The sequence below is a fragment of the Sphingomonas mangrovi genome, from assembly GCF_047975845.1.
Lineage (GTDB): Bacteria > Pseudomonadota > Alphaproteobacteria > Sphingomonadales > Sphingomonadaceae > Sphingomonas.
In genome coordinates, this window is sequence record NZ_JBIUCZ010000049.1 from 1 (window position 1) to 15,461 (window position 15,461).

12 protein-coding genes and 1 tRNA gene are annotated in these 15,461 nt (G+C 69.2%); 8 read left to right on the forward strand and 5 right to left on the reverse strand.

Annotation, left to right across the window (positions count from 1 at the left end):
- Window positions 1-124: 124 nt before the first annotated feature.
- The gene (locus tag ACBY01_RS16255; RefSeq protein ID WP_416462018.1) at window positions 125-1,150 is read right to left on the reverse strand and encodes an NAD(P)H-quinone oxidoreductase; all 1,026 of its coding nucleotides are present in this window, start codon (window positions 1,148-1,150) and stop codon (window positions 125-127) included.
- A 77-nt stretch (window positions 1,151-1,227) separates the two neighbouring features.
- Here ACBY01_RS16255 and ACBY01_RS16260 point away from each other — a divergent pair, with 77 nt between their 5' ends.
- The 3 genes from ACBY01_RS16260 to ACBY01_RS16270 all read left to right on the forward strand — a co-directional run bounded on the left by ACBY01_RS16260 (window position 1,228) and on the right by ACBY01_RS16270 (window position 5,661).
- Window positions 1,228-1,425, forward strand: a complete 198-nt coding sequence (locus ACBY01_RS16260; protein ID WP_416462019.1) for a DUF1192 family protein — start codon at window positions 1,228-1,230, stop codon at window positions 1,423-1,425.
- 136 nt (window positions 1,426-1,561) lie between these two features.
- Complete coding sequence (clpA, locus tag ACBY01_RS16265; protein WP_416462020.1) at window positions 1,562-3,874, forward strand: ATP-dependent Clp protease ATP-binding subunit ClpA; 2,313 nt, start codon at window positions 1,562-1,564, stop codon at window positions 3,872-3,874.
- Between the two features lie 95 nt (window positions 3,875-3,969).
- Window positions 3,970-5,661 (forward strand): GGDEF domain-containing protein, encoded by a 1,692-nt coding sequence (locus tag ACBY01_RS16270; protein ID WP_416462021.1) that lies wholly within the window; start codon window positions 3,970-3,972, stop codon window positions 5,659-5,661.
- A 132-nt stretch (window positions 5,662-5,793) separates the two neighbouring features.
- On the opposite strand, the gene lepA is transcribed toward ACBY01_RS16270, so the two are convergent.
- Complete coding sequence (gene lepA / locus ACBY01_RS16275) at window positions 5,794-7,602, reverse strand: translation elongation factor 4 (protein WP_416462022.1); 1,809 nt, start codon at window positions 7,600-7,602, stop codon at window positions 5,794-5,796.
- Between the two features lie 161 nt (window positions 7,603-7,763).
- On the opposite strand from lepA, the gene ACBY01_RS16280 reads away from it, so the two are divergent.
- The 4 genes from ACBY01_RS16280 (at window position 7,764) to ACBY01_RS16295 (ending at window position 11,973) form a co-directional block, all read left to right on the forward strand.
- Window positions 7,764-7,840 (forward strand) — tRNA-Pro (locus ACBY01_RS16280).
- A gap of 113 nt (window positions 7,841-7,953) precedes the next feature.
- Window positions 7,954-9,498: an MFS transporter gene (locus ACBY01_RS16285; RefSeq protein ID WP_416462023.1), complete on the forward strand. Its 1,545-nt coding sequence runs from the start codon at window positions 7,954-7,956 to the stop codon at window positions 9,496-9,498.
- 67 nt (window positions 9,499-9,565) lie between these two features.
- On the forward strand, window positions 9,566-11,359 hold the full coding sequence (locus ACBY01_RS16290; protein ID WP_416462024.1) for a DUF885 domain-containing protein: 1,794 nt from the start codon (window positions 9,566-9,568) through the stop codon (window positions 11,357-11,359).
- Between the two features lie 170 nt (window positions 11,360-11,529).
- The gene (locus tag ACBY01_RS16295; RefSeq protein ID WP_416462025.1) at window positions 11,530-11,973 is read left to right on the forward strand and encodes a DMT family transporter; all 444 of its coding nucleotides are present in this window, start codon (window positions 11,530-11,532) and stop codon (window positions 11,971-11,973) included.
- Window positions 11,974-12,140: 167 nt separating this feature from the next.
- On the opposite strand, the gene ACBY01_RS16300 is transcribed toward ACBY01_RS16295, so the two are convergent.
- The 3 genes from ACBY01_RS16300 to ACBY01_RS16310 are packed head-to-tail and all read right to left on the reverse strand — an operon-like array spanning window position 12,141 to window position 14,511.
- On the reverse strand, window positions 12,141-12,998 hold the full coding sequence (locus tag ACBY01_RS16300) for a type II secretion system minor pseudopilin (protein WP_416462026.1): 858 nt from the start codon (window positions 12,996-12,998) through the stop codon (window positions 12,141-12,143).
- A 26-nt stretch (window positions 12,999-13,024) separates the two neighbouring features.
- Window positions 13,025-13,570, reverse strand: a complete 546-nt coding sequence (locus ACBY01_RS16305; protein WP_416462027.1) for a type II secretion system protein GspJ — start codon at window positions 13,568-13,570, stop codon at window positions 13,025-13,027.
- Window positions 13,567-14,511, reverse strand: a complete 945-nt coding sequence (locus ACBY01_RS16310) for an ABC transporter substrate-binding protein (protein ID WP_416462028.1) — start codon at window positions 14,509-14,511, stop codon at window positions 13,567-13,569. The genes ACBY01_RS16305 and ACBY01_RS16310 overlap by 4 nt, the downstream gene beginning before the upstream one ends.
- A 185-nt stretch (window positions 14,512-14,696) precedes the next feature.
- Here ACBY01_RS16310 and gspN point away from each other — a divergent pair, with 185 nt between their 5' ends.
- Complete coding sequence (gspN, locus tag ACBY01_RS16315; RefSeq protein WP_416462029.1) at window positions 14,697-15,326, forward strand: type II secretion system protein N; 630 nt, start codon at window positions 14,697-14,699, stop codon at window positions 15,324-15,326.
- Window positions 15,327-15,461: the final 135 nt, after the last annotated feature.

The window sequence follows — 15,461 nt, forward strand, 5'->3', positions numbered from 1 at the left end:
AACAACACCCCCAGAAAGTGCCTCGGCTTCCGTACCCCCGCCGAGGCATTCCAACTGTTGCACTTCGAATGTGAATCCACATGCTGACTTCCGTCAGCATGACAGGGAGTGGGAGGCTGGCGCCCTACTCCCCCACCGTGAGCACGATCTTGCCGATGTGGTCGCCCGCCTCCATCCGGCGGTGCGCCTCGGCGGCCTCGGCGAGCGGGAAGCTGCGGTCCATCAGCGGGCGCAGCGTGCCTTCCGCCACGAACGGCCACACCAGCCGGCCGATCTCTTCTGCGACGAGCGTCTTGAACCTGGCGTCGCGCGGGCGCAGCGTCGATCCGGTCAGCGTCAGCCGGCGACGCATCACCTGCCAGATCGGGATCGTCGCCTCCGCCCCGCGCTGCACCGCGATCGAGACGTGGCGGCCGTCTTCGGCCAGGCACTTGAGATTGCGCGGTACATAGTCGCCGCCGACCATGTCGAGCACCGCCGCGACCCCCGCGCCGCCGGTGATCGCCTGGACCCGCTCGACGAAATCCTCGCTCTTGTAGTCGATCGCGTGGGTCGCGCCGTGCGCGAGCGCCGCCGCGACCTTGTCGGCCGACCCCGCGGTCACGATCACGTCGACGTCGAACAGCCGGCACAGGCCGATCGCCATCGTACCGATGCCGCTGGTGCCGCCGTGGACCAGCACCGTGTCGCCGGCCTGGACATAGGCGCGCTCGAACAGGTTGGTCCACACGGTGAACAGCGTTTCGGGCAGCGCCGCGGCTTCCGCCATCGCGAGCCCGTCGGGCACCGGCAGGCACTGGCCGGCGGGCGCCACCGCATATTCGGCATAGCCGCCGCCGCCGAGCAGCGCGCACACCGGCGTGCCGAGCAACGCCGGATCGACACCCTCGCCCAGCGCCGCCACCGTGCCGGCGACCTCCAGCCCCGGGATCGACGGCGCGCCCGGCGGCGGCGGATAGTTGCCGGCGCGCTGGAGCAGGTCGGGCCGGTTGACCCCGGCGGCGGCGACGCGAATCAGCAACTCGCCGTCGCCGGGCTGCGGCACCGGGCGCTCGACCGGCACCAGCACCTCCGGCCCGCCCGGCGTCTCCGGGTCGATCGCGATCATGGTTCCGGGCATGGTCTCCGGCATGGTCTCGGGAAGGTTCATCGGCGTGTGGCCCCCTTGGTCGCCGCGCTTGCCCGGCGTTATTGACATCGCGCAATCAAGGGTCAACGCTGTGCCCCATGGACGCCGAGGAAATTCTGCCGCGTCGCCGGGACGACGTGCTGGCGCAGCTGGCCCGAGAGGACCTGGACCCGCTTTCGGTCGCCGAGCTCCACGCGCGGATCGCCGCGCTGGAGGCGGAGATCGCCCGCTGCCGGGCCCGCGCCGAGCGCGCGGTCGATCACCGCGCCAGCGCCGACGCGCTCTTCCGACGGTGAGCGGCCGCGCGCCGCTCGCAGGACCGCATTGCCGGCGCCGCCGCAGGGCCCGAGTGGTTGATGCGGCGCGTCTCCGTCCCGACATAGGTGCAAACGGCCGGCGCAAGTCCGTCGGCCCGGTTGGAGTACCCGTCTGATGCCATCCTTTGCCTCCGCCCTCGAAACGACGCTGCACAAGGCGCTCGAGGCCGCGTCCACCCGGCGCCACGAATATGCCACGCTCGAGCATCTGCTGTTCGCGCTCGTCGAGGACGAGCATGCCTCCAAGGTCATGGGCGCGTGCGGCGTCGACCTGGGCGAGCTCAAGGCGACCGTCGCCCAGTATCTCGACACCGAGCTCGACGCGCTGAAGGTCGATTCGGCCACCGATCCCTCGCCCACCTCGGGCTTCCAGCGCGTCGTCCAGCGCGCGATCCTGCACGTCCAGTCTTCGGGCCGCGACGAAGTGACGGGTGCCAACGTGCTCGTCGCGCTGTTCTCCGAACGCGAAAGCTACGCCGTCTACTTCCTCCAGCAGCAGGACATGAGCAGGCTCGATGCGGTCAGCTTCATCAGCCACGGCGTCGGCAAGGGCGGCTCGCCGTCCGAGGCGCGCGAAGTGAAGGGCGCCGAGGAGGAAAAGCCCAAGGGCGATCCCAAGGGCAAGAGCGAGAGCGCGCTCAAGCAGTTCTGCGTCGACCTCAACGAAAAGGCCAAGATCGGCAAGGTCGATCCGCTGATCGGGCGTTCGGCCGAAGTCGACCGCACGGTGCAGATCCTGTGCCGCCGTTCCAAGAACAACCCGCTCTATGTGGGCGATCCCGGCGTCGGCAAGACCGCGATCGCGGAAGGCCTGGCGCGCAAGATCGTCGAGGGCGACGTGCCCGAAGTGCTGCTGCCCGCGGTCATCTATTCGCTCGACATGGGCGCGCTGCTGGCGGGCACCCGTTATCGCGGCGATTTCGAGGAGCGGCTCAAGCAGGTCGTCAACGAGCTGGAAAAGCTGCCGCACGCGATTCTGTTCATCGACGAGATCCACACGGTGATCGGCGCCGGCGCCACCTCGGGCGGGGCGATGGACGCGTCGAACCTGCTGAAGCCAGCGCTGTCGGGCGGTTCGATCCGCTGCATCGGCTCGACCACCTACAAGGAATTCCGCAACCACTTCGAAAAGGATCGCGCGCTCCTGCGCCGGTTCCAGAAGATCGACGTCAACGAACCGTCGGTCGAGGACACGATCAAGATCCTCACCGGCCTGCGCACCGCGTTCGAGGGGCACCATTCGGTGAAATACACCCCCGACGCGATCAAGTCGGCGGTGGAGCTGTCGGCGCGCTACATCAACGATCGCAAGCTGCCCGACAAGGCGATCGACGTGATCGACGAGGTGGGCGCGATGCAGATGCTGGTCGCCCCGTCCAAGCGCAAGAAGACGATCACCACGCGCGAGGTCGAGGCCGTGATCGCGACGATGGCGCGCATCCCGCCCAAGTCGGTATCGACCGACGACACCCGCGTGCTCGCCAACCTGGAGACCGACCTCAAGCGCGTCGTGTTCGGCCAGGACGAGGCGATCCAGGTACTGTCCTCAGCGATCAAGCTCAGCCGCGCGGGGCTTCGCGATCCGGACAAGCCGATCGGCAACTATCTCTTCTCCGGCCCGACCGGCGTCGGGAAGACCGAGGTCGCGCGCCAGCTCGCCGAGATCCTGGGTATCCCGCTCCAGCGCTTCGACATGTCCGAATATATGGAGCGCCATTCGGTCAGCCGGCTGATCGGCGCCCCTCCGGGCTATGTCGGCTACGACCAGGGCGGGCTGCTCACCGACGCGGTCGACCAGAACCCACATTCGGTGCTGCTGCTCGACGAAATCGAAAAGGCGCATCCGGACCTGTTCAACATCCTGTTGCAGGTGATGGACAACGGCAAACTGACCGACCACCACGGCAAGACCGTCGATTTCCGCAACACCATCCTGATCATGACCACCAACGCCGGTGCGTCGGACATGGCCAAGGAATCGATCGGCTTCGGCCAGATCAGCCGCGAGGACGTGCAGGAAGAGGCGGTGAAGAAGCTCTTCACGCCGGAGTTCCGCAACCGCCTCGATGCGATCGTGCCGTTCGGCTATCTGCCGACCGAGGTGGTCGAGCGGGTGGTGGAGAAGTTCATCCTCCAGCTCGAGCTGCAGCTCGCCGACCGCAACGTCCACATCCAGCTGGACGAGGCGGCCAAGAGCTGGCTGACGGAACGCGGCTACGACAAGCTCTATGGCGCGCGGCCGATGGGCCGGCTGATCCAGGAGAAGGTCAAGCAGCCGCTCGCCGAGGAGTTGCTGTTCGGCAAGCTCGTCCACGGCGGCGAGGTGTCGGTGAAGCTCAAGGACGGCGCGCTCACCTTCGAGATCACGCCGGCCGCGCCGCGCAAGCCCAAGAAGGGCGGCAAGGCCAAGGCACCCGCCAAGGCGTAACCAGATCGGCCCCGGTCCTCGCGATCGGGGCCGCGGTTTGCAACCGGAACGGCGCTTAACGGATTTTTCGCACGCGTAACGATATTGCGCCTGCCGTGATCCGGAGCATGATTCGAATGGCGCAGATCGTCTGCGCACTGTTGCTGGTGAATGTCGCGCTGGCGCGCCCGGTGACGACGCCACCGGGCCGACCGGCCCCGCTCGCCACCTGCATCCTTCCCGACGCGACCGGCACGACGCCGCGCGCGCTGTTCGCCGCCCCCGACCGCTTCGACTGCGTCACGCCGCAGCGCGCGTTCGGGCCCGGCGACTATTGGGTGCTGTCCGATCCGCTTTCGCTTGCCGCCACCGCCGACGAGCCGCTGCGGCTGCGGATGATGAGCCTGTGGCAGCAGTCGGTGACGCTCCACATCCTCTATGGCGATGGCCATGTCGAAACCTTCGCCGCCGACCAGAACGGGCTGACCCGCCGCATCCAGCTCGGCGCGCTGGTCGAGTTCGCGATCCCGACGCGCCCCGCCCCGGCGGTCCGGCTGCTGTGGCACGTCCGCGGCGCGGCCAACCTGCGCGGCATCCTGCTGGGCCCCAAGCTGGTGACGCGGGGCCAGGCCGAGCGCGACACGCTGACGATGGCGGCGATCTATGCCGGCTTCGCGGGGCTGTGCATCGCGCTCATCGTCTACAATCTGGCGCTGTGGAAGGCGCTGCGCCACCGCTTCCAGCTCGCCTATTGCGCGATGCTGCTGTGCCTGTTGTTCTACGCCGTCTCCTCCTCGGGCGCGCTCGCGTGGCTGCTGCCGGGCATCGCGAACAATCATCGCATCGCCGTCAACTACATCATGCTCGCCTGGAGCGCGGCGGCCGCGCTGGCGTTCAGCCGCAGCTTCTTCGAGGCGCGGGTGTTCGAAGGCTGGGTCGGGCGGCTGACCGAGCTGTCGATGGTCGGCATGACCGCGCTGGGGGTGCTGTTCCTGCTGATCGCCCCGGTCGACATCCATGTGCTCGACGCGTTCTTCTCGCTGTCGTTCCTCGCGCTGGTGGGCGTGGTGGTGCCGATCCTGTGGCGGGCGTGGCGGCGGCGGAGCAACTATCTGTGGCTGTTCGCGCTGACCTGGGCGTCGCCGCTGGCGATGGTGGTGGTCCGCGTCTCGTCGAACCTGGGGCTGCTGCCGTGGCGGTTCTGGATCGACAATTCGACGGTCGTTGCGATGAGCTCGGAAGCGCTGCTCACCGGCCTGGCGATCGCCTATCGCATCCGCCTGCTCAGCATCGAGCGCGACACCGCGATCCTGCAGGAGCTCAGCACCCGGCGGCTCGCCGACACCGATCCGCTGACCGGGCTGCTCAACCGCCGCGCCTTCCTCGCCCAGGCGGTCGGGCGGCTCGCGCCGCAGCAGCTGCTCGTCGCCGACGTGGATCATTTCAAGCGGGTCAACGATCTGGTCGGCCACGACGGCGGCGACGAAGTGCTGCGCGTGGTCGCGCGGACGCTGCGCCGCACGGTGCCGGCCGGCACGGTGATCGCCCGCCTGGGCGGCGAGGAGTTCGCGATCCTCGCCGATGCGCGCGCCGCGCTCAACCCGGAAGCGCTGCTCGCGGCGTTGCGCGCGGCAGCGATGCCCTATGCGCTGGAGATCACCGCCAGCATCGGCAGCTGCACCGGCCCGCTCGCCGACGAGGCCGACTGGCAGCGGCTGTACCACCACGCCGACGCCGCGCTGTTCGCCGCCAAGCACGCCGGCCGCGATCGCGTCCACTGGGCCGAGCCGACGCGCGCCGCCGCCTGAGAAGCCCGGTCCTACCCGACCGTGTCATCCTGACGAAGGTCAGCATCCATTGCCGCTGCGCTCACGGCTCGGGGCGCAGCGCGTCTGGATGCTGACTTCCGTCAGCATGACGAAGGATGAAAGAGGTTCGCCCTACTGCTCGTCGCCCATCCGCAGCGCGGCGATGAAGGCTTCCTGCGGGATGCTGACCGAGCCGTACTCGCGCATCTTCGCCTTGCCCTTCTTCTGCTTCTCCAGGAGCTTGCGCTTGCGGGTGGCGTCGCCGCCATAGCATTTGGCGGTCACGTCCTTGCGCATCGCGCTGATCGTCTCGCGCGCGATCACCTTGCCACCGATCGCCGCCTGGATCGGGATCTTGAACATGTGCCTGGGGATCAGCTCCTTCAGCCGCTCGACCATGCCGCGGCCGCGCACTTCCGCGGTGCCACGGTGGACGATCATGCTCAGCGCATCGACCGGCTCCTCGTTGACGAGGATGCTCATCTTGACGAGGTCGCCCTCGCGATAGCCGATCTGCTCATAGTCGAAGCTGGCATAGCCCTTCGACAGCGACTTCAGCCGATCGTAGAAGTCGAACACGACTTCGTTGAGCGGCAGCTCGTAGGTCGCCTGCGCGCGGCCGCTGACATAGGTCAGGTTCTTCTGAATGCCGCGCCGATCCTGGCACAGTTTGAGGATCGAGCCGAGATACTCGTCGGGAACGTAGATCGTCGCTTCGATCCACGGCTCGCTGATGGTCGCGATCTTGTTGGGATCGGGCATGTCGGCGGGGTTGTGCAGGTCGATCTTCTTGATCCCCGCGGGATCGGGATGGGTCAGCTCGATCTCGTACACCACCGACGGTGCGGTGGTGATGAGGTCGAGGTCGTATTCGCGGGTCAGCCGTTCCTGGATGATCTCCAGGTGGAGCAGCCCCAGGAAGCCGCAGCGGAAGCCGAAGCCCAGCGCCGCGCTGGTCTCCATTTCGAAGCTGAAGCTCGCGTCGTTGAGCCGCAGCTTGCTGATCGATTCGCGCAGCTTGTCGAAGTCGTTGGCGTCGACCGGGAACAGCCCGCAGAACACCACCGGCTGCACTTCCTTGAACCCCGGCACGGCCTCGGCCGCCGGACGCTTGGCATCGGTGATGGTGTCGCCGACGGCAGTCTGCGCGACTTCCTTGATCTGCGCGGTGATGAAGCCGATCTCGCCCGGACCCAGGTCGGTCAGCTGCTCGATCTTGGGCCGGAAGCAGCCGACGCGGTCCACCAAATGGGTGGTGCCGGCGTTCATGAACTTGATCTGCTGGCCCTTCTTGAGCGTGCCGTCGATCACGCGGACCAGAATCACGACGCCCAGATAGGGGTCGTACCAGCTGTCGACCAGCATTGCCTTCAATGGCGCATTGGCGTCGCCCGACGGCGCCGGGATCCGCTCGACCACCGCGTCCAGGATCTCCTCGATGCCGATCCCGGCCTTGGCCGAGGCGAGCACCGCGTTGGACGTGTCGAGGCCGATGATGTCCTCGATCTCGGTCTTCACCCGCTCGGGCTCGGCGGCGGGCAGGTCGATCTTGTTGATGACCGAGATGATCTCGTGGTCGTGCTCGATTGACTGGTAGACGTTGGCGAGCGTCTGCGCCTCGACGCCCTGCGCCGCATCGACCACCAGCAGCGCGCCTTCGCACGCCGCCAGGCTGCGCGACACCTCGTAGGCGAAGTCGACGTGGCCGGGGGTGTCCATCAGGTTGAGGACGTGGCCCTTCCACTCCAGGCGCACGGTCTGCGCCTTGATGGTGATGCCGCGCTCCTTCTCGATCTCCATGTTGTCGAGCACCTGCGCCGACATCTCGCGGTCGGAGAGGCCCCCGGTGCGCTGGATCAGCCGATCCGCGAGCGTCGACTTGCCGTGATCGATGTGCGCGATGATCGAGAAATTGCGGATCTTGCTGAGTTCTGTCGCCATGATTCCGCGCGGTTAGCACCCGCACCGCCCGATGCGAAGAGCCCGCGCGCAGCCGGCGTCCTCCAGCACGTGAGAAAGGCGAAAAGAGGCGCTTGTGCCGCGCGAAAACGCTGATATAAGCCGCCGCCTGCCACCCAGTCAGCGACCGGGACGGCATCGGTCGGGGAATAGCTCAGCCTGGTAGAGCACTGTGTTCGGGACGCAGGGGCCGGAGGTTCGAATCCTCTTTCCCCGACCATTTTCTTCCAAGACATCGCGACAGAGACCCAGCAGGGCACGAACGCCTTCGCCTGAGCTGTTTCGCATTCGCAGCATTGTAACGCGCGCGCGAAACGCCAGATAGCGGGCTCAATGTCTTTGCACCTCCCGCACGGGCTGGATCCGCGGAAGCTGCTGCGTCCGCGGCGTCGCGGCATCGCCTCCGTCACCTCCGAGGTTCGCGACGGCATCGTGCCCGCCGGCGACGGGATCGCGCAGACCAGCGACGAGCAGGGCGGCGTCGCACAGGGCGCCAACTACCGCACCGTCGCGCTGATCGTCGCCTGCGCGATGTTCATGGAGAATCTGGACGCAACCGTGCTCGCCACCGCACTGCCGACGATGGCGCGCGACTTCGGCGTGCATGCGCCGGAGATGAGCATCGCGCTCACGGCCTATCTGCTCGCGCTCGCGATGTTCATCCCCGCCTCCGGTTTCGTCGCCGACCGCTTCGGCGCCAAGCCCGTGTTCCGCGGCGCGATCGCGGCGTTCGTGCTCGGCTCGCTCGCGTGCGGGCTTGCGCCCACCCTGCCGAGCATGGCCGCCGCGCGCTTCCTTCAGGGTATCGGCGGTGCGATGATGATGCCCGTCGGGCGGCTGGTGCTGCTGCGCTCGGTCGCCAAGCGCGACATGGTGTCGGCGATGGCGTGGCTGATCATGCCGGCGCTGATCGGTCCGATTCTGGGGCCGCCCGTCGGCGGGTTCATCGTCACCTATGCCGACTGGCGCTGGATCTTCTGGCTCAACCTGCCGATCGGGCTCGCCGGCTTCCTGCTGGTAGGGCGGTTCATCGCCGACGTGCGCGAACCCGGTGCGCAGCCGTTCGACCGCGCCGGCTTCCTGTTGTCGGCGGCCGCGCTCGGCTGTCTGCTGCTGGGGTTCGAGATGGCGAGCCGCTCGGACGGCGCGCGCCTCGCCGCGCCGCTGATCGGGTTCGGCGCGGTCGCCGGGCTGCTCTATCTGCGCCACGCGCGGCGCACGGCGCATCCGATCCTCGACCTGTCGCTGATGCGGGTGCCGACCTTCCGCCTGTCGGTACTCGGCGGATCGCTCACCCGCGTCACCCAGGGCGCGCAGCCGTTTCTGCTGCCGCTGATGATGCAGCTCGGCTTCGGCCTCACCGCGGCACAGAGCGGGGCGATGACGGTGGCGACCGCGATCGGATCGTTCGGCATGAAGGGCGTGGCGCGGCGACTGCTACACCGCTTCGGCTTCCGCTCGAGCCTGATCGTGATGGGGCTGCTCGCGACCGCCTCCTACGCGGTGTGCGGGCTGTTCCGCCCCGGCTGGCCCATGCCGGCGATGTTCGCGGTGCTGGTCGTCTCGGGCTTCCTGATGTCGTTCCAGTTCACCGCCTACAACACCATCGCCTATGACGAGATCGACAAGGCGCGGATGAGCGCGGCCACCAGCTTCTATTCGACCTTCCAGCAGCTGATGCTGTCGCTGGGCATCTGCACCGCCAGCCTGGCGCTGCACACGTCGATGCTGGCAACCGGTCGAGCGAGCCCCGGCTTCGCCGACCTCTCCGCCGCCTTCTGGACGGTGACGGCGATCTCGCTGGGCGCACTGCTGGTCAACCTGCGCTTCGATCGCCAGGCCGGCGCCGAACTGAGCGGACGGACGCCGCGCGGGTAAGCCGACCTTGCGGCGGTACGGGACGCTGCATAGACCCGACGCGTTCCCAATGCTCGGAAGGCCTTCCATGCGTCCTCGTCTGTTTGTGCTGCTGCTCGCTGCTGGGGCGATGCTGCCCGGCGCCTCGACCCTCGCCGCGCCGGCCGCACCGGTCTTCGCCGCATCGGCCGAGGACGCGGCGTTCGAAGCTTTGGGCAAGCGCTTTCTCGACGAGATCGGGCGGCTGCGCCCGACCTATGCGACCTATCTGGGCGACCATCGCTTCGATGCGGAGGTCGACGACCTCTCCGCCGCAGGCCGGGCGCGCGAGGTGGCGGCGCTGAAGCGCACCCAAGCGGCGCTGACGCGGATCGACCGCAGCAAGCTCGGCCGCGAGAATCAGGTCGACGCCGCACTGCTCGCCAACGAGCTCGCCTATCAGCTATGGACGCTGGAGACGCTCAAGCCGTTCGAATGGGACCCGCAGGGCGCCAACGAATCGGTGTCGGGCGGGCTCTATCTGCTCGCCGCACGCGATTTCGCACCCTGGCCGCAGCGGCTGCGCGCCGCGACGTCGCGGATGGAGAAGATCCCGGCGATGTACCGCCAGATGCGCGCCAGCCTGGTGCCTGCGCGCGTGCCGGAGATCTTCGCCAAGACCGTGTCGCAGCAGAACGCCGGCGTGCTCCAGATCGCCGAAGCGATGCTCGCGCCGCATAAGGGCGAGCTGCCCGCCGCCGACCAGCAGCGCTTCGACGCGGCGCTCGCCGCGCTCAAGACCGCGGTCGCCGATCAGCAGACGTGGCTCGACACCGTGCTGGTGCCGCAGGCCAAGGGCGACTTCCGCCTGGGCGCCGAGCGCTACGACCGCAAGCTCGCCTTTGCATTGGTGACGCCGCTCAGCCGCGCCGAGATCAAGGCGCGCGCGCTCAAGGCCAAGGCGGATGCCCGCTCGGACATGTATGCAATCGCGCGCACCGTGCTGGCGGGCAAGCCGGGCGCGCCGGCGCTTCCCGCTTCCCCCACGCCCGACCAGCAGCAGAAGGCGATCGAGGCGGCGCTTGAGTTGACGTATGCCCAGCGTCCAGACCGTGACGGCGTGATCGCGAAGGCGACGGAGACGCTGCGCCAGGCGACAGACTTCGTGCGCGCCAAGAACCTCGTCACCGTGCCCGACACGCCGGTCCAGATCATCGAGATGCCCAAGTTCCGCCAGGGGGTCGCCGTCGCCTATTGCGACAGCCCGGGGCCGTTCGAAAAGCAGCTCGGCACTTTTTACGCGGTGTCGCCGATCCCCGCCGACTGGAGCGACGAACAGGCGACGTCGTTCCTGCGCGAATACAACGACTATATGATCCACGACCTGAGCGTGCACGAGGCGATGCCGGGGCACTACCTGCAGATCGCGCACGCCAACGAATATCCGTCGACGCTGCGCGCGGTGCTCGCCTCAGGCCCGTTCATCGAAGGCTGGGCGGTCTATGGCGAAGGGATGATGGCCGACGAGGGCTATCTGAACGGCGATCCGCTGTTCAAGCTGACGGTGCTCAAGATGCGACTACGCTCGATCACCAACACGTTGCTCGACATCGGCATCCACACCGAAGGCATGACCGAGGCGCAGGCGATGGCGCTGATGATGCAGGGCGCATTCCAGCAGGAGCGCGAGGCGGCGGGCAAGTGGACGCGCGCGCGCCTCTCCTCCACCCAGCTGCTGAGCTACTTCGTCGGCTATTCCGAGCATATGGAGCTTCGCGAGGCGGCGAAGCGGCGCGAGGGCGCGCGCTTCGACCTCAAGCGCTACAACGATGCGCTGCTCGCGCACGGCTCGCCGCCGGTACGCTACGTCCGCGCGCTGATGTTCGGGGAAGCGATCCGCTAGCGGTGCAGATCGCGGCCGGAGACCCCGGTTTGCGCCAGGGGGACGGTTCCTGGTCGTCGTGCCAGCGAAAGCTGGCATCTCCCGCCCCAAGCCCCGCGCCGGGATCGTTTTGCCCGCGCCGACGGTTGCTCCCGGAACCCGGGCGACCGCCCCCTTTGCGAGGATCGCCCGTGTACCTGCTCTTCCTTCTGTTCGCAGTGGCGGCCGGCGTCACCAGTGCGCTGCAATCGGGCACCAACAACGCGCTGCAGAAGGCGCTCGGCACGCAGCTGTGGACGGTGTCGATCGTCTCGCTGGTGACGCTCACCGTCTCGCTGCTGCTGTCGCTGGCGACGGGCGAGCGGCTGCCGAACGGCGCGGCGGTCGCGCAGGCGCCGTGGTGGGCGTGGACCGGCGGGGTGCTCGGCATCGTCTTCGTGCTGGCGACGGTCTATGCCTCGCCCCGCCTGGGTGCCGGGCTGTTCGTCGCGCTGATCGTCACCGCGTCGACCGTCGCGGCGCTGGTGCTCGACCATTTCGGCTGGATGGGATTCGAGATCCACCAGGCCGGCATCGCCCGCATCGCCGGCGCGGCGCTGATGATCACCGGCGTCGCGCTGATCGCGATCTTCTAGGCGCCCGGCCGTTCGCCCCCTCCCGTTCGTATCGAGTAGGGATCGAGCTTGTCGAGAGACCGTATCGAGAGAGCCGCAAGCACTGATCTCTCGATACGCCGTCTCGACAAGCTCGACGGCTACTCGAGACGAACGGAGGAAAAAGCGAAAGAGCCGCCGGTGCGACCCTAGCCACCCGTCCGCTGCGGCGGCGCGAAGGCCGGCGCCTCGGACGGGACGGCGGCGTTGCGCCAGCGCGCGACGGGTACCACCACGGGGCCGGCGTCGCTCCGGCGGCGCTGGATCAGGGTCGCGCCCTGTTGCGCGGTGCCGCCGATCGTCGCGCGTGTGCGCACCCAGAAGGTGTCGGAGCGCAAGCTCGCCCCCGCCGGCATGGTCACGCCCTCGTCCGCCAGATCGGCGAGCGACAGGAACCCCTGGCGCGCGCGGATGGCGGCGAGGCGGTCGGCGACGGCCGCGTCGTTGAACAGCACCGTCAGCAGCTCGGGCGAGGCGGCGTTGAGGTTGATCGTCTTGGCGCCTGGCAGCGCCGTCGCCAGCAGCTGGAGCCGGTCGGCGACCTCGGGCGGCACCCCCGAATAGCGCAGCGGCCGCAGGTCGGCGATCGGGCCGTGTTCGCGGATCAGCGCGACCGCCGCGGCGGTCTGTCCGTCGTCGAGCCCGGCGGCGCGGGCGACCTTGGCGAACAGCAGCTGCGCGCTCAGATCGTCGCCGCGCACGGCGTTGACGTTGAACCGCCCCTGCGCATCGGCGATCGCGAGATCGAATCGGCCGCCTTCGATCGGCACGTCGCTGTCGGCGATCGCGCCCCAGGGCTCGGTCGGATAATCGGCATCGGGTGCGTCGCGGGCGTCGCGGCGGAGCGCCACGATCGCCGAGGCCTCGCCGCCGCGCACGATCGCGAGCGCGCGCGCCGCCTCGCGCGAGCGGATCGCCCGATCGAGCGCAATCTCCTCGCGGCTGATCAGCAGCAGGACGATGCCGCTGGCGATCGCGACGAACATCAACACGTTGACGAGGATCATCCCCTCCTCGCCGGGCGGACGCCGTGTCACTTCGGCGTGCTCGGCGCGATCGGGAGCGTCACCACCCGCCGCACCGTTCCGGCCATGCCGCTGGGCGCCGACACCGCCAGCTCGACCGCGACCGCGCGCGGCCAGCGGTCGGCGCGTTCCTCATCGGGGGGCCAGGCGTCGAGCCAGCCGCCGTCGAAATAGCGCCAGCGCGCGCTCTGCACCCCGGCGAGCACGCGCTGCGGCCGGCCGTCGACGGTGCGGCCGAACACGCCGCCGGCAAGGCGGTAGGAAACCGAGATCGCCGGCCCGCCGAAGCCGGGCGCGGCGCGGACGAAGGACACGCCGTTGGCATCGCCCGTCACCGTGCCGGGGGCGAGCTGGTCGAAGTCGCTGTCGACGACGAACATCGCGCGCTGCACCTCGGCGATGCGGTCGAGCCGCTTCTCGGTCCGCCCCTGGACCGAAAGGATACCGTCGACCAGCGTCACGCCCGCCACCGCGATGAGCGCGAACAGCCCCAGCGAGATCATCAGCTCGATGAGGGTGAAGCCGCCCTCCCCCTCGGGCGCGGCACGGGTCACGCGCCCTGGCTCACCGCGACCTTGGTGTAGCCGTCGCGCCCGGCGACCAGGATCGCGAAGCTGCGCGCGCAGCTGCCGTCGGTGCGGAAGCGCACCGCGCCAGTCGCGCCGTCGAACCCCTGCTCGCCGAGCAAACCCTCGCGGTTCAGCCGGTCGGCGGTGCGCAGCTGGCGGGCGATGCCGGCCGCGTCGTAGGCGAGCGCAGCGATAGCGCCGGGCCGGCCGCCGTTGCGTGCGGCATAGGCGCCGGCGAACCGCTCGAACCCTTCCGGATCGGGGCTGGCGATCCATGCGCCCTCCAGCGCGGCGAGCGCCTCCGGCCGATAGTCGACGCCCTGGAAGGTCGCGAGCAGCTGCACCCCCGCGTCGTGCAGCGCGCGGGCGGCGGCGAGCAGCGGCGCGCCGCCACCGGGCACCAGCACCGCGTCGGGCGGATCGCCGGAGGACGGCAGCGGTGCGCCGGGGGCGACGGTGACGCTGCGCACGGTGATGCCGAGTTCGGCCTCCATCGCCTTGGCGGCGTCGATCGAGGCGGTCGACCAGGCGCCGCCGTCGCCGACCACCAGCAGCTGGCGGATGCCGCGCGAGCGGGCGTAGCGCAGGATCGCCTGGGTGCTCTGCGACGCGGTGATGCCGAACAGGAAAGCGCCGCTGTTGCGCAAGGCGGCGTCGTTGGAGAAGGCGACGACCGGCACCGCGCCGCCCACCGCCTGCACCACCCCGGGCACCTCCGCCGCGGTGAGCGGGCCGAGCACCATCCCGGCCTTGGCCTTCAACGCCTGGCGCGCCGCCGCCGCCGCACCGGCGGGCGTGCCGGCGGTGTCGAACACGCGCAGCATCGGCTTGTCCGTCGGGGTACCGGATTGCGGAAGCATCGCCGCCTGCTGCATGCTAAGGCCCAGCGCCGCATGGGCCCCGGTCAGCGGGACCAGCAGCGCCACCGGGCGGGTTTCCTTCCGCGCCGCCAGCAAGGGAGCAGCGGCCCATGCCGCAGACGATAGCACGAGGGTCGATCGCAGCAGGCGAAGCGTCTGCCGCCGCGAGAAGTCCGGAAGGAGCGCGATCTCAGGCACGTCGGCGGTCTATCGCGTTCGCGGGGCTGGGAATAGCCTCGTTCGCGGTGGCGATGCTGGCGACGCTGCCGGCGAGCGCGGTGCTGACCGACCGCCCGTGGCGCAGCGGCGTCGCCGGCACGGTGTGGAACGGCGAAGTCGGCATCGCCGGCGGCAGCAAGGTCGAATGGCATTGGGCGCCGCTGCGCTCGCTCACCAGCCTGGGATTCGCGGTCGACTGGCGCGCGACCGGGCCGGACACCGACCTGGGCGGGCAGGCGCTGCTGTGGCCGGGATCGTGGCGGGTCGACCAGGTGAGCGGATCGGCCGACGCGAGCCTGCTCCAGGCGGCCGCGCCCGGCCTCCCCTTCGCCTGCGACCTGACGATGCAGGTCGAGCTGCCGAAGCTGGTGGCGGGCGGCGGGCGCCAGCAGGCGCAGGCGACGATCCTGTCGGACGCCGGCAGCTGCACCCCGCGCCCGGCGGGTGCGGCGAGCGCCGTGCCGGCGATGATCCTCACCGCCGAGCATGTCGGCCGCGAGACCCGCATCCGCCTGGCGCCGCAGACGCAGCGGAGACAGACGCTGGTCGACGCGACGCTGGCCGAGGACGGCGCCTACCGGATGACGCTGACCGGCGATGGTGCCCGGGCGCTGCCGTTCACCGGGCTGCCCGCCGGGGTGACGGTGGAGAGCCGGTTGTAGGGCAGCCACGCCTTCGCCCTGCCCCGTTCCTTCTTCGTCATGCTGACGGAAGTCAGCATGTGGATTCACATTCGAAGTGCAACAGTTGGAATGCCTCGGCGGGGGTACGGAAGCCGAGGCACTTTCTGGGGGTGT

Coding starts and splice junctions, on each gene's coding strand:
- ACBY01_RS16255 (WP_416462018.1), bottom strand. CDS start 1,150: ATGAACCTTCCCGAGACCATGCCGGAGACCATGCCCGGAACCATGATC.
- ACBY01_RS16260 (WP_416462019.1), top strand. CDS start 1,228: ATGGACGCCGAGGAAATTCTGCCGCGTCGCCGGGACGACGTGCTGGCG.
- clpA (WP_416462020.1), top strand. CDS start 1,562: ATGCCATCCTTTGCCTCCGCCCTCGAAACGACGCTGCACAAGGCGCTC.
- lepA (WP_416462022.1), bottom strand. CDS start 7,602: ATGGCGACAGAACTCAGCAAGATCCGCAATTTCTCGATCATCGCGCAC.
- ACBY01_RS16285 (WP_416462023.1), top strand. CDS start 7,954: ATGTCTTTGCACCTCCCGCACGGGCTGGATCCGCGGAAGCTGCTGCGT.
- ACBY01_RS16290 (WP_416462024.1), top strand. CDS start 9,566: ATGCGTCCTCGTCTGTTTGTGCTGCTGCTCGCTGCTGGGGCGATGCTG.
- ACBY01_RS16300 (WP_416462026.1), bottom strand. CDS start 12,998: ATGATCCTCGTCAACGTGTTGATGTTCGTCGCGATCGCCAGCGGCATC.
- gspN (WP_416462029.1), top strand. CDS start 14,697: ATGCTGGCGACGCTGCCGGCGAGCGCGGTGCTGACCGACCGCCCGTGG.